Annotated in this window: 10 protein-coding genes; 3 read left to right on the top strand and 7 right to left on the bottom strand. The window is 48.6% G+C overall.

Features of this window, described 5'->3' with window-relative positions:
* Positions 1-332: 332 nt before the first annotated feature.
* On the top strand, positions 333-1,838 hold the full coding sequence (locus KDK14_RS17795) for a Ppx/GppA phosphatase family protein (RefSeq protein ID WP_257266536.1): 1,506 nt from the start codon (positions 333-335) through the stop codon (positions 1,836-1,838).
* A gap of 105 nt (positions 1,839-1,943) precedes the next feature.
* Here KDK14_RS17795 and KDK14_RS17800 read toward each other — a convergent pair whose 3' ends face one another.
* The gene (locus tag KDK14_RS17800; protein WP_257266537.1) at positions 1,944-3,776 is read right to left on the bottom strand and encodes a Na/Pi cotransporter family protein; all 1,833 of its coding nucleotides are present in this window, start codon (positions 3,774-3,776) and stop codon (positions 1,944-1,946) included.
* Between the two features lie 500 nt (positions 3,777-4,276).
* Here KDK14_RS17800 and KDK14_RS17805 point away from each other — a divergent pair, with 500 nt between their 5' ends.
* Positions 4,277-4,699 (top strand): H-NS histone family protein, encoded by a 423-nt coding sequence (locus KDK14_RS17805; RefSeq protein ID WP_257266538.1) that lies wholly within the window; start codon positions 4,277-4,279, stop codon positions 4,697-4,699.
* Between the two features lie 226 nt (positions 4,700-4,925).
* On the opposite strand, the gene KDK14_RS17810 is transcribed toward KDK14_RS17805, so the two are convergent.
* The 3 genes from KDK14_RS17810 to rpmB form a co-directional block, all read right to left on the bottom strand.
* The gene (locus tag KDK14_RS17810; protein WP_257266539.1) at positions 4,926-5,618 is read right to left on the bottom strand and encodes a hypothetical protein; all 693 of its coding nucleotides are present in this window, start codon (positions 5,616-5,618) and stop codon (positions 4,926-4,928) included.
* A 219-nt stretch (positions 5,619-5,837) separates the two neighbouring features.
* Positions 5,838-6,005 carry a 50S ribosomal protein L33 gene (gene rpmG / locus KDK14_RS17815; RefSeq protein ID WP_034834535.1) on the bottom strand — a complete coding sequence of 56 codons (168 nt, stop codon included), beginning with the start codon at positions 6,003-6,005 and terminating at the stop codon, positions 5,838-5,840.
* A gap of 23 nt (positions 6,006-6,028) precedes the next feature.
* Entirely contained in the window at positions 6,029-6,265 is a 237-nt protein-coding gene (gene rpmB, locus KDK14_RS17820; RefSeq protein ID WP_257266540.1) for a 50S ribosomal protein L28, read from the bottom strand.
* Positions 6,266-6,590: 325 nt separating this feature from the next.
* Between rpmB and KDK14_RS17825 the strand changes: the two genes are divergently transcribed.
* Positions 6,591-11,426: an NAD-glutamate dehydrogenase gene (locus tag KDK14_RS17825; protein WP_257266541.1), complete on the top strand. Its 4,836-nt coding sequence runs from the start codon at positions 6,591-6,593 to the stop codon at positions 11,424-11,426.
* Positions 11,427-11,464: 38 nt separating this feature from the next.
* Here the strand turns inward: KDK14_RS17825 and KDK14_RS21865 are convergent, their stop codons facing one another.
* From KDK14_RS21865 to KDK14_RS17840, 3 genes are all read right to left on the bottom strand, one after another.
* On the bottom strand, positions 11,465-11,974 hold the full coding sequence (locus KDK14_RS21865; RefSeq protein WP_257266542.1) for a hypothetical protein: 510 nt from the start codon (positions 11,972-11,974) through the stop codon (positions 11,465-11,467).
* Between the two features lie 23 nt (positions 11,975-11,997).
* On the bottom strand, positions 11,998-12,306 hold the full coding sequence (locus KDK14_RS17835; protein WP_257266543.1) for an F-box protein: 309 nt from the start codon (positions 12,304-12,306) through the stop codon (positions 11,998-12,000).
* Between the two features lie 114 nt (positions 12,307-12,420).
* The gene (locus KDK14_RS17840) at positions 12,421-13,827 is read right to left on the bottom strand and encodes a hypothetical protein (RefSeq protein ID WP_257266544.1); all 1,407 of its coding nucleotides are present in this window, start codon (positions 13,825-13,827) and stop codon (positions 12,421-12,423) included.
* Positions 13,828-14,041: the final 214 nt, after the last annotated feature.

Below are 14,041 nucleotides of genomic sequence, written 5' to 3' on the forward strand. Positions count from 1 at the left end.
CTTCACAAGCTCAGGGTGAACGGAAATCGGGAACTTATTAAAAGACAATTCCTAATATGATTGCCATATGATTCCTGTTTTTCAGCCATCAATGCCGCTTTGCCCCCAAGAGGCTGTCCGAAAAGAGCGCCCGTCCGGGCGACTCCGCAGCAAGGATGACAAAAAATTGAGAATAGCCATTAAGATTTGTGGGCATAACGCTAATAAAGTTAACCTTTTAACTAACATCGGTCATGCCCTGGTGCTCAATCAAGTATTGCCCGGCTCGCAAAACGAGCGTTGAAATAACTGAAAAACATACTATTTTTTCAATACATTAACTATGAAATACCATGACGAAAGAAGGACGTAAACAGTCCGGCAGCCTACCACTGGTAGCCGCTATAGACCTTGGCTCAAACAGCTTTCACATGATTGTTGCCAGAGTGGATCAAGGCGAAATCCGACCCGTTGAAAGGCTGGGTAAAAAAGTTCAGTTGGCAGCAGGGCTTAACCAGCACGACGAGCTTACGCCTGAGGCAATGATGCGAGGCTTCAGTTGCCTGGAGCAGTTTGCCCAATACCTCTCTGGCAATACCTTTCAAGCAGTCAGAGTGGTGGGTACCAATGCCCTGCGTAAAGCGCGGAACAGCGATGTTTTTGTAGGAAAAGCCCAGTCAATCCTGGGCTATCCGGTTGAAATTATTGCAGGCAGGGAAGAAGCTCGTCTCATTTATCTTGGGGTAGCCCAGACCCAGTCCGATGATAATGATCGCCGCCTGGTGATGGATATTGGGGGCGGGAGTACCGAGTTCGTTATTGGTGAACGTTTTGAGCCAAAGTTGATGGAAAGCTTGCACATGGGCTGTGTGGTATATACCGACCGTTTTTTTGGCACAGGAGAGTTAACTCCACAACGATTCCAGTCCGCTTACTATGCGGCACGGCTGGAATTACTGAATATTGAAAAATCATTTACCCGCCTGGGCTGGGTTGATGCCGTCGGGTCATCAGGTTCAATCCGTGCCGTCAGCAGCATTCTTCAGGCTATGGGAGAGAGAGATGCCATCACCCGGGACAGTCTTGAGATGCTCAAGCTCAAAGTCCTGAGGTTCAACCGGATCAGTCGTGTTCGTTTTTCCGGGCTGAAGCCTGATCGTCAGGCGATTTTTCCAGCAGGTTTGGCCATTCTCATGGCAGGCTTCGATGCGCTTGGCATTGAGCGTATGCATTACTCGGACGGGGCACTTCGGGAGGGGGTTCTGCACGATATGCTCGGCCGGGACCGTCATGAAGACGTTCGGGAGCGAACCATAAATGCCCTGATGAGCCGCTATCATGTTGATGAGCAACAGGCCTTCAGGGTTATGAACCATACCCATAACTGCTTTGCCATGACAGCCGATATCTGGGGTCTGGGCGACAGGGATCTTGAGCTGCTTTCCTGGGCAGCGCGAGTGTGCCAGATAGGGCTGGATATATCCCATACTCAGTACCATCGACATGGTGCTTACCTGATTGATAACTCTGACCTGATGGGGTTTAGCAAGAGAGAGCAACAGCAACTTGCCCTGCTCGTCAGGGGGCACCGGCGTTCCATATCCAAATCACTTCTCTCCGCCTGGCCAAAAGCGGTATCACGCAAGTTGATGCAGCTGATTATCTTGCTGAGAATTGCCAATGTGCTGAGTCATGGCCGCGACGATACCTTACCGGAATATTCCATCAGCGTATCCGGCACCACTATATCCGTGTTTTTCCCGGATGAATGGTTAGAACAACACCCCCTGACCGCAGCATACTTTGATTCAGAACGAAGCTATATGGTGAAAATAGGCTTCAAGTTAATGGTTGTATGACCCCTGCCTGTGTGGAATAGCTTTTCAAGCCTTGCTCAGTGGGTCTAAACCAGACAGCGATACAGCCGGGCTGTTCCCTTTACCGCTTTTGAGTCTGACATGCTTTCAGGTGCTGAAGTGTTTTGGGGGGTTGGAACGAGCATCAAAATTAAGTTCAATCTCTCGGTATTCTTCACGATCCCTGGTTAACATAATCACGGCCCCATCGATAAGACTGGTGCAGGCGTCATGTACATGGGCACTGTCATTCATCAAGGAACTGGCCATAAACGAGTCAACCTGATTGGAGCGTATGAGTTCATTCAATTTTCTGTGCATCAGCTCATCCTGCTCGCTTAGCTCTTGCTTTAACTGCTGCGCATGCTGACGAATACGATCATAATTTTGTCGTACTCCCAACACATCAATAAGCTTCAGGACTGAGGCAAGGCAAAGCCTGAGCTGATTATACTGATGGCGTATCTGCTCATTATCGGAATGCAGGTATTGCCCCATATTCTTATAGATATGCTTTACATGTTTGATGGCCTGGACAAAATCACGACAGGCCACTTTAAGCGCAAATAACTCCTGCACCTGAGGTCTTGGAAGATTCCCTTCTATTGCCCCTGAGTAGTGAATAATGTCCCCATAGATACCTTTGATGTGTCGGATATACAGCTCTTTTATGGTCCAGGGCTGATCATCACGCATCCAGCTATTCACCAGGTCCTTCAGATTGTCCGACTCCCTCACCTTGTCACCGGTAAGATATATCCCGTAACAGATCAGTTCCAATGTATTTCTGTATAAGTGGTCACACTCCAGAGTCAGAGCCCTTAACGCGGTATCTGGATAATTTAATGTTGCCGGGGTTAAGTAGCATGCCCGGTGAATGGCAGGATTATCCTCAGTCGCAAGATTCAGGGGAGACTGTCTGGAAGAATCGACAAAGAGCGTCTCCAACCAGCGGATAAGCAGCTGAATAAAAGGCAGTTGAATGACTATTCCCATGACATTAAACATGCTGTGAAATAGCGCAAGCTTCAGGGTATGGTCGTCTGCCTCAATCGGAAAAAATCCGCTAGTAAAGTCCACAAGCAGCTTTAACTGGGGTAACAAAAGGATAGCCATAATAGCGGTGGCTACATTAAACGTAATATGTGCTACCGCTAACCGCTTCCCTGCCGCATTTGCCCCCATCGCTCCGAGTACTGCCGTTATGGTTGTACCGATGTTTGAACCGATAGCCAGAGCCAATGCATTATCGTAAGTCAGCTGACCCGTTGCCAGGGCGGAAAAGGTAAGTACCATTACTGCATTGGTTGACTGCATAATGATGGTGGCCAGAACGCCAAAGAGGGTGAATACCAGAATGCCTTGCATGCCTTCCATGGAGAAACTGCTGAAATCAATCACATTCTGGAATGCTTCGAAACCTTCTTTCATGTAATGGATACCAAGAAAGAGAAAGCCAATACCCATCAAGATGCAGCCGAAACCACTGAATGTTTTTTCCCGCTGACTCCTCAGAATCAAACCAAAAACCAGTAATGGCATGGCATATGAAATCAGCTTCAACTTCATACCATACAAGGCAACCAACCATGCTCCGACAGTACTGCCGAGATTTGCCCCCAGAATGATGCCAACGCCCGCAGTGAGACCAATCAGGCCGGCACTGAGAAATGAAATAACAATGACAGAAACCAGTGAACTGGATTGCAGGACAGCAGTGGTCGTGATCCCAAAGGTCAGACTTTTCCAAAGACTGTCAGTGGTTTTCTGAAGGAACGCCTCGAGTAACCCGCCCGTAAAGACCTTAAACCCTTTTTCCAGATAAACCATGCCCAGCAGAAAAATAACCACACCAGCCGTGATCACCTGAAACTCTGAGCTAATCCAAAAGCCGTAAGTCAACAGCAACAGTGCTGCAGGAAGAAAAATGCGTCCGAGCATATTTTTTAGTCACTAATCCAGGCCAACAAGCCATGAGCTGAAAGTAGAGGGCTATAGCCTCTGTTATCGACGGATAAGCAGGATCCTTTCAATGTATCTGATCGTCTGATAGCTATAAGTAGTTGGCCAAATGGAATCGTATATTGCTGGCTATGTGACCGGAGTTGTAACAAAGCACAGTGTCGGCACAAGGAGCCAGAAATATATGATTTCATATGGTTTGCTATTTAAGTAAAACGGTACAGCTCTGCTAAAAACAACGGGGCGAAAGAGATGGTTCCGTCAAATCATTTTCTTGCCAATCAATCAAAATACATTACTTTTACTCATATTAAACACGTAATAATCAGAAGCATTCTGTGAATTACTCCATACCCGTATAACGGACAGGTAACCGTTCCAGTCCGGCTTAACACAAATTTGTTGACTATTTTAATGTCCGTATTGACACCTCATTGGCTTTTTCATACGGACAGGCTCCAGTAGATTGAGGGTATAAAATGAAATTACTGGATGAGTTACATCATCGGCTAGGGAGTAAATCCCGGATTCGCTCACTATTCAAAGATGTCAGTATTCAGGATCTGGAAAAGATTCTGGATCGCCTGAAAGGTGTGCATAAGGAAAAATTGCAATCCAGAGTTAAAGAAGATGCAAAACGACAGAAAAAAATGAAAGATATTGTCGCTATTCAAAAAGAAATGGTGGAACTGGGTATTACGCTCTCCGATCTGGACAACATTAGCGAGCCAGGAAAAACCGGAAAGCGTCGACGTACTGTCACAAGGCATATCTTCCAATACGAAAATTCCGCCGGACAAATCGTGCATTGGGAGGGTTCAACCACTGGAAGACTGCCAAAAGCCTTTCAGGAGTATCTGGAAAAAACACAGAAAAAGCGGGCAGAGTGCATTATTAAATAGCTACAGGATTTTGCCAAAACCCTCTTATGATTTCATATGGTTAGCCCGAATATTTCATAAACTCTCGCCACATGAATGTGGGAGTCAGGGCGACGCAGGATGCCAAAACCTGGGACTTTGTCGCTCCAGGGGAGTTTGTGAGGGATCGCCGGGAAGTACGGTCGATTGAGCAAAGCTCCCATAGAACGGCAAGCGAGATCGGGAGCACGTTTATGAAATATTCGTGTTACCTACTTAGCTGTTGCAGGTGGATAACCATTGAGTGAATCCAGAGTGCAAGGTCATCCATATCGTCAAGAGACAGCAGTAAAAGAGCCATATCCAGAGGATCTAATTCGCCTTCATGTTGAAAGACCTTACCTTTGCAGGCTGAAATTATATTACGCAACTCATTCACAGCAATCGTTATTTCCTGATTAGCCTCCAGCAAAGCCTGGGATTGTTGTTTTCTGAACCCCGGGATGCCCAAGCGATCCTGTTTTGTAACACCAGCCTTCAAGCTGTATACAACACGGGCAAAGTGCAGATTTAGCTGTTCTACAGAACGCTGCAAATCCTCACCAAGCCTGGATGATCGATAGGTTAATCGTTCAGCCAGTCGGCATATCAGGTGCGCCAGGTTATTTTGAGTCTGCAAAAGGGTGAGCATCTTTCCCTTGTGCTGCGCGGTCAATGTTGGTTGGGTTAATCTGGCCAGAATTTCCTGCTCCAATTTTGCAACAGTCGGCAGAAAATCATTAAGCCAATTCTCCTGTTCATAACACTGACCATCGCCGGTCAACCGGCGCTGCCACTGCTTGTTCAATAACACCAGGGCATCCAAAATCACCTGTCGATGCAGGCTTAAGGACTTATAGCAAGAGCCGGGAAAAAGGCGGGTAAAGGTCGTAAAATCCATACCGGTTTTATATCGACTCAAAATAGCATCTGATTAGGGCAAAGTGCATATTCTTCGGCATCCCTGCTGGCGAAAGAAGTGCCCGTTTCATCATGATCTACAGCTGATGTTCCATTATAAGAGCGCACCCATAATGGAGTTACCTGATTATGGAACTGTCATGAAAATATAGGGAGAAGCGCAACAGATGGTGGCCCGGATCAGTTTGCCTGATACGGACCAGAGCAAAGCCAACAAGATTTACTTGATCTTGTATTCCTTGTACTCGACGTGCTTGCGAACCACCGGGTCATACTTTTTGAACACCAGTTTGTCAGGCGTATTACGCTTGTTTTTGGTGGTGGTGTAGTAGTGACCAGTACCTGCGCTGGAAACCAGCTTGATTTTCTCACGAATACCCTTAGCCATGATTTATGCTCCTGCCAATCGACTTAAAAAGTTTGACCGCTGGTGCGCAGATCAGCCAGAACGGCATCAATGCCTTTCTTGTCGATAATACGCATGCCTTTTGCAGAAACACGCAGGCGCACAAAGCGCTTTTCACTTTCTACCCAGAAGCGCTTGTGGTGCAGGTTAGGCACGAAGCGACGACGGGTTTTGTTCTGAGCGTGGGAAACGTTATTTCCGGTGACCGGACGCTTGCCGGTAACCTGACAAACCTTGGACATGTGGATGGCCTCTCAAACCGTCTCTTAAACCAAAATCACCAGCCGTAAGGCCAGAAAACTTAACTCCAGTGTCTGCTTTGGGCAGGTCTGGTTACAGAGTCAAGAGACCTTCCAGACTCATCAGCAGCTACCCTATACAGGGATCGGGCTTTATACCAGAATTGGATATCGCTTGCAAATCCAACGAGCAGTACGGATGATCAGTGGCCCCGAAAAAATCAGCTATCGCGAGGCAGGTGGGCTATCAATCGACTATCTTGATTTGACGAAAAAGTTGTCAGCAAAGTCAGGCTGACATTTTCAATGCCAATGACTGGGGAATATCATGGACCGCCTTACCGATTTTCGAGCCATCATCGTTAATCAGGTTCAAGCACTTTTGGCAAAGCGCATGTCAAACAAAGAATATGAACAAATACAGGCGCTTGCTGATGCCTATTACCGGGAAGTCAACGGCAAGGATCAGAGCCGGATCAATACCGATGACTGCTATGGCGCACTACTGTGCCTGTGGCAGTTTCTTCAGGCCCGACAGCCTGAACAAATCAAGATCCGCGTCTACAACCCGGAACCGGAAACCCACCACTGGCACAGCACACACAGCATTGTGGAAATCATCACGGATGATATGCCATTTCTGGTGTCTTCTGTGTTGATGGAGCTTGATCGTCAGAAAATAAAAGTTTACAGCCTCAATCACCCCACCCTTCGTTTGGCAAGGGACAGCACCGGTCAGCTGCAAGCCATCAGCACGCCACAGGCAGAAATGACCGAGGCCGTTATTCGGGCTGAAATAGATCGGCAACCAGAACAACTGGATTTAGACAAGGTCGCTGCCGGTATCCGGGGTATTGTCACGGATGTTCACAAAGTGGTTTCTGACTGGGAGGCAATGCAAGGCAGGCTGAATGATGCCATTCAATGGTGTCAAACCCACCCATTGCCATTACCGGACGTTGAACTCAAAGAAGCACTTGCTTTTATGAACTGGCTGAAAAAAGACAATTTTCTGTTCATCGGTTTTCGCTATTATGAAATCATCCATGGATCAAATACATTAACACTGCGTGCCAACCTCAAAACCGGCCTGGGGACGTTCCGGGAAGTCTCCCATCATCCGGTTGAGCAGGAGCTGTCACCCCATATTGCCGCACAAATTCAGGCACCCGAGTTACTGGTCATCACCAAATCCATCAGCCGTTCAACGGTTCATCGACCCGCTCACCTGGACTATATCGGGATAAAGCAATTTAACGATGCAGGTGTAGTGACTGGAGAATGGCGTTTTTTCGGACTGTTTTCATCAACCGCATACAACGTTCCGCTGGATGAAATTCCGCTGATACGAAAGAAAGTAACAATGCTGCTAAAAAGCGACAGCTGCCCGGTAAACAGTCATCGGGGTAACGCCCTGCGCCACATCATCCATAACTACCCGAGAGACGAGCTTCTGCAGGCAAGTTTTGCACAACTCAAGGCTGTCATTAAAGGAATTCTTGACTGCCACGAATTACGGCATCTGAAAGTATTCCTTCGTCCCGACCCTTACGACCGATTTATTACCGTGCTTATTTACGTTTCGAGAGATAATTTCAATACGGAACTTCGCTTGCAAATGCAACAGATCCTGCTCAGTGAGCTAAATGGCAACAGCATCGACTTCAATGTCCAGCTATCGGAAAACCCAATGGCACAATTGCAATTTACGGTACATTGTCGTCATGCCAATCAACAGAATATCGATGTTGAACGGCTCGAAGCCATGATTCATGAAGCAATGCTGAACTGGACAGATCACCTGCAACAGGCGTTAAAAGAGAATTTTGGCGAGGCTTGTGGCAACCGCATGGCACAGCGTTATCTGCAGGCATTTCCCGCTGCGTACCGAGAGGATGTCACCCCCCGCCAGGCAGTAGCAGACATTCAACGCCTGTCATCGTTAAAAGACAGTCATCAGATAAAAACCCGTCTCTACCGCCCGGTTACTGACCACTATCGATGGCACTTTCGGGTGCTTGGCAAAGGGCCTGTCCTGGCCCTCTCGGATGTGCTTCCCATTCTTGAAAAGATGGGCGTCAGGGTTTGCAGCGCAAGACCCTACGCCATCAGTCCCAACCGTCAGCAAAGTGCCTGGGTACTTGATTTCAGTATTGAGCCTGATGGCCATGACAATGCCCTGACGGCCAATATAAACCCACCGGAAGTATCAAACCACACCAACCTTGAAGACACCCGGCTGCGGGAGCAGTTCCATGAGGTGTTTATTCGCACCTGGAAGGGGGAAATGGAGAATGACGGCTTCAACGGGCTGGTGATTTCAGCAGGTTTGCACTCGGAGCAGGTGGTGCTCATCCGGGCTCTGTCCAAATACCTGATGCAACTGCAAGTCCCATTCAGTCAGAGTTATATGCAGAAAGTCCTGAACAGCAACCCATCGGTGGTGTGTGAAATCGCAGACCTGTTCAGCATTCGCTTTGATCCGGATTTCCGTGGTGACCGCCAGGCCATGGCCAATGCCTGCTCTGCAAGGATTTACCAGCTGCTGGACAGTGTTGCCAACCTTGATGAAGATAGGATCCTGCGTCACTTTCTGAGCGTCATCGAGGCCATGTTGAGAACCAGTGTCTATCAGAAACAGGGGGAGCCAAAAGGTTATCTGTCGTTCAAATTGCAACCGGAAAAGATTCCAGCCTCACCTCACCCAAGGCCCATGTTTGAAATATTTGTCTACTCGCCACGCTTTGAAGGTATCCATATGCGCTGCGGTAAAATTGCCAGGGGAGGGTTACGATGGTCAGACCGGATGGAAGATTTCCGCACAGAGATTCTCGGACTGGTCAAAGCCCAGAGGATAAAAAACGCCATCATTGTTCCGCACGGAGCCAAAGGGGGCTTTGTCGCCAAAAATCTCCCGGCCAATGGCTCCAGGGAAGAAATACAGGCAGAAGGCATTGCCTGTTATCGAGCGTTTATCTCCGGTCTTCTGGATCTTACCGATAACTTGCAGGGCGGTAACATAACCCCTCCTGAAGAGGTTATCCGCTACGATGATGATGACCCTTACCTTGTGGTCGCAGCGGATAAAGGCACTGCCAGCTTTTCCGATATTGCCAACGATGTAGCCCAATCCTATGGGTTCTGGCTGCGGGATGCCTTTGCCTCGGGTGGCAGCCTGGGCTACGACCACAAGAAAATGGGGATCACTGCCCGGGGTGCCTGGGAGTCGGTAAAAAGGATCTTCAAAGAGCGTGAAATAGATACCCAGACTCAGGATTTTACGGTCATCGGTATTGGTGACATGTCCGGTGATGTATTTGGCAATGGCATGCTGCTCTCTCACCATATTCGTCTGATTGCCGCCTTTAACCACCAGCATATCTTTATCGATCCGGACCCTGATACTTCCATCAGTTTCAGTGAACGTCAGCGCCTGTTTAATTTACCCCGGTCAACCTGGGACGACTATGACCGCAACAAAATATCAAAAGGTGGCGGCGTATTCAGTCGTCAACTGAAAAGCATTCCTTTGAGTAAGCAGGCCAGAACCGTACTGGCCACGGATAAATCCGCTCTTTCACCGGCAGAACTTATTCAAACCATTCTGAAAGCGCCAGTGGATCTGTTGTGGAATGGTGGCATTGGTACTTACATAAGAGCCAGCAGTGAAAGCAATGCCGATGCCGGGGACCGGTCCAATGACAATGTCAGGATCAGCGCCAGCGAACTGAATACCAGCGCGGTAGGGGAGGGCGGAAACCTGGGCCTGACTCAGCTGGCAAGAATTGAGTTCTCCGGCAGAGGCGGCCTGATCAATACCGATGCTGTAGACAACTCAGGGGGAGTCGACAGCTCAGACCATGAAGTAAACATCAAGATTCTTCTTAATCAGATGGTGGATGATGGTGATATAACCATAAAGCAGCGTAACAGTCTGCTGGCCAGTATGACGGATGAGATTGCCAGACTGGTGCTCAGGCATAACTTTTTACAGAGTCAGAGACTAAGCCTGAGCCTGCAACAAAATGTTCTGTTATTTAATGACCATCGCTTCCTGATCAGGAAGCTCGAACAGAAAGGACGTCTTGACCGGGCTCAGGACGGCCTGCCATCCGACACAGAACTCAAGGCCAGGGTGAAAGCCGGCGAAGGCCTTACCCGGCCGGAAATAGCCATTCTTTTGTCCCACACCAAGCTGGAGCTGTTTGAATCCCTGGTCTCAGCCAACGTTGCTGACGATCCGATACTGGCGGCAAAACTGCCGGACTATTTTCCATCACAGCTTCGCCACCAGTTCCCTGATCAGATCAGGCACCATCCGTTAAAAACTGAAATACTGGCGACCCATCTCAGTAATGAGGTTGGCAACCGAATGGGGGCAACGTTTATTGAGTATATCCAGCAGGAAACCAGAAGTTCCGAGCTAAATTGTGTCCGGGCATTTATGGCGATCAAGGAGATCTTTTCCATTGCCTCCATCTGGGATCAGTTTGAAAGCCTGGGTTTTGCTGTCAAAGACGATATCCAGAGAGTCGAGCTGTTCCGGGTACAGCAGCATATCGAAAAAGCCTGCATCTGGTTATTGAAGAATCATGGCAGCCCCGGGGATATAGAGTCGCTCATCAGTCATTACAAACCCGGTGTCTGTGCCGTCAGTGGGCAACTGGCACAGCTGTTGGGAGAGGAAGATTGTGCCTGGCTCGGTGGCAGAGTGACCCGGCTACAGCAAGCAAAACTGCCGCAAACACTGGCGGAAACCTGTGCGGGCCTTCGATACCTTTATTACGTACTGTTTATGGTCAGTGTGGCTAATGAATATCAACTCACTGTCACTGATGTGGCCTCGATCTTTTTTGCCCTTGAAGACCACCTTTGCCTGCCCTGGTTAAGAGAACGTATTCGTCAATTGCCAGTTAATGATCTCTGGCAACGCAAAGCACAGTCATCCTTGAAAGATCAGCTGGATCGAACCCTGAATGATCACTGTATTCATGTTCTCACCCATTCACAGGGAAAGCCTGAACAGCGCCTTACACAGTGGCTGGAAAAAAATGCCGAGCTTATTGATCGCTGGAAAGCGACGATCCGGGAAATACAATCGGCCAGGGAGCAAAACCTCGCCATGCTCTCAGTAGCTGTACAGGAACTGTCGCTCATTGCCTGATAAGTAGCCGACCATGTATTCATGACCTGCAACACGAGTCAATCAATCTGCTTGATTGACTCGTTTGGGCTCATGATATTCCACAACTTTATGGTTGTGTCATAAGAGTAGGAAACCAGCAGACCATCAGGCAATAGTTTAATTGAATGCACCGCCCGGTAATGACCAACCAGTGTCGCCACGCATTGCTGCCCGTCAGGCTTGCTCATGTCCCACACCTTTATTGTCATGTCATCAGAGCGAGAAGCCAGCAGCCCATCGGCCAATAACGTGACTGTTCTCACCACGTCAGTATGCCCATTCAGCATCATCGCGCATTGCTGATTGCTCAGATCCCACACCTTTATGGTCTCGTAATGGGACAAAGCCAGTAGCCCACCGGGCAATAGGGTAATATCAGCCAATGGAGTAACAGAGGGCACTGAGCGAGCAGGGCCATTCAGCGTTGCCACGGCGGTTTGTTCGGGATTATTTTTCAGGAATTCATTACTTGTGTGTCGCCAATAAGCAAGCCGCAGTAAAGGGTCTTTAATTACATTGTTTGGCACAGCCGGTATTTTCCAGTTATCAATTATTCTTCTATAGACTGCAAAAGCAGAGCCGTAATATCGTTGGCAAGAATCTTCAGATGTTCTTCGGTGTTAAACACTGTGTGTAATCGTCGGCTTGTCAAATTCAGACTTCTCAAATCAGAGGAAGTCAGACCGTCAGCAATTTTAACCAGGATTTCATTTGGTAATGCCAGTAAAGGCGATACCTCTTGTGGGGAAACAACCGAAATCCCCTGTGCCGTATTTTCTTTTGTGTGGTTGTCAGAGGGATTTATTCCCCTGTGCGGGTGAGTTAAAGCAATAGCATTTGTACAGATATTATTATTCATACCAGTAAACAACTCTGAAGTTATGCCGGTGCCTGATCGTCAGGAGCCAATGTTGCATCAGCCCAAACACACTCTACAGGAGGCAGACAATATGATTGGTACTTTTTTACATGATCAAGCAACAATTTTTCTCCACTTGGCAGGGCTGGAAGCCAGCTGCCCATCGGCTGTTGTCGTGACCGGGTTAACCCTGTCAGGCTTACTCAGATCCCACACCTTTACGGTCTTGTCTTCAGAGCAGGATGCCAGCCACCCATTGGGTAATGCCGTGACAGCGAATACCCGGCCTGAATGACCACCAAGCGTCGCTACACATTGCTGACCTTCGGGATTGCTCAGATCCCACACCTTTACGGTATGGTCAGCAGCGCCCGAAGCCAGCCGCCCATCAGGTAATAGCGCGACAGAGAATACCTTGCCGGTATGTCCATTGATCGTCGCCAGACATTTATGCCCATCAGGCTTGCCCAGATCCCATACTTTCAGGGTTCTGTCATGAGAGCAGGAAATCAGTCGCCCGTCGGGCAGTTCCGTGACTGAGTTGACGCTGTCGATATGCCCATTCAGGCTCAACACACACAGCTTCCCGGGGAGCTTACTCAGATCCCACACCTTTATGGAGCTGTCATCAGAGCACGAAGCCAGACGTCCATCGGACAATACCGTGACAAAATTCACCCAGCCGGTATGGCCATACAGCGTCTCCACGCATTGCCGTCCAAAGGGCTTGCTCAGATCCCACACCTTCATCGTTTTGTCAAAAGAACCGGAAACCAGCCGACCATTGGGCAATTCCGTGACAGATTTCACCCAGCGGGTATGCCCAATCAGCATCGCCACACATTGTCGCTCAATGGGCTTGCCCGGATCCCACACCTTGACGATCGAATCATCAGAGCAGGAAGCCAATCGCCCATTGGCCAATACCGTAACTGAACTCACCCAACTGCCATTATGCATCGTCGCCATGCATTGCTGCCCGGCGGGCTTGCCCAGATCCCACAACTTGATGCTACCGTCACCAGTGCAGGAAACCAGCTGCCCATTGGCCAATGCCGCAACTGAGTTCACCCTGCCAATATGCCTATCCAGTGTCACCACGCAGGTTTGCCCGGCTTTACGTCCAAGGAAAGCCAGGTATTGATTGCTTACGTATCGTAAATGAGTAAGACATAACAAAGGGTCTCGAATTACATTGCCCGGAACAGCGGGTATATCCATGTTTTCAATCAGTTTTCTATAGGCTAAAGAAGCAGGGCCATAATATCGAGCGGCCAGGGTTTTCAGCCGTTCTTCAGTATTAAAAAGTGTATTTAATCGCCTACTGGTCAAATCCAGACTTCTGCAATCAACGGGAGCCAGGCTTTTTGCAATTTTCATCAGGATTTCATCCGGCAATGCCAATAAAGACGACACCTGTTCCGGTGGAATAACCGAAACCCCCTGTGCCGTTGTGGGATTGTCAAACAGGGTTGTTTCAATGGGATGTTTAGGGGAAATAGTAGCAATATTATTATTCATGCAATTTCTGACCGCTAACCGGTACACAGCTCCGGAGTTGATTACTGTATAAGCTGCCATATGGCATCGAATATTTCTGGGTACTTGGGCTGGTACCATGTGAGGCACAACGGAGCATAGCCGTAGCTATGTGACCGGATTTGTAACGAAGCACGACTGCATGGATGCAGGAGCAGTTGCCGGGAGTGCCGACACAAGGAGTCAGAAATATATG

The sequence above is a fragment of the Endozoicomonas sp. ONNA2 genome (assembly GCF_024606365.1).
GTDB lineage: Bacteria > Pseudomonadota > Gammaproteobacteria > Pseudomonadales > Endozoicomonadaceae > Endozoicomonas.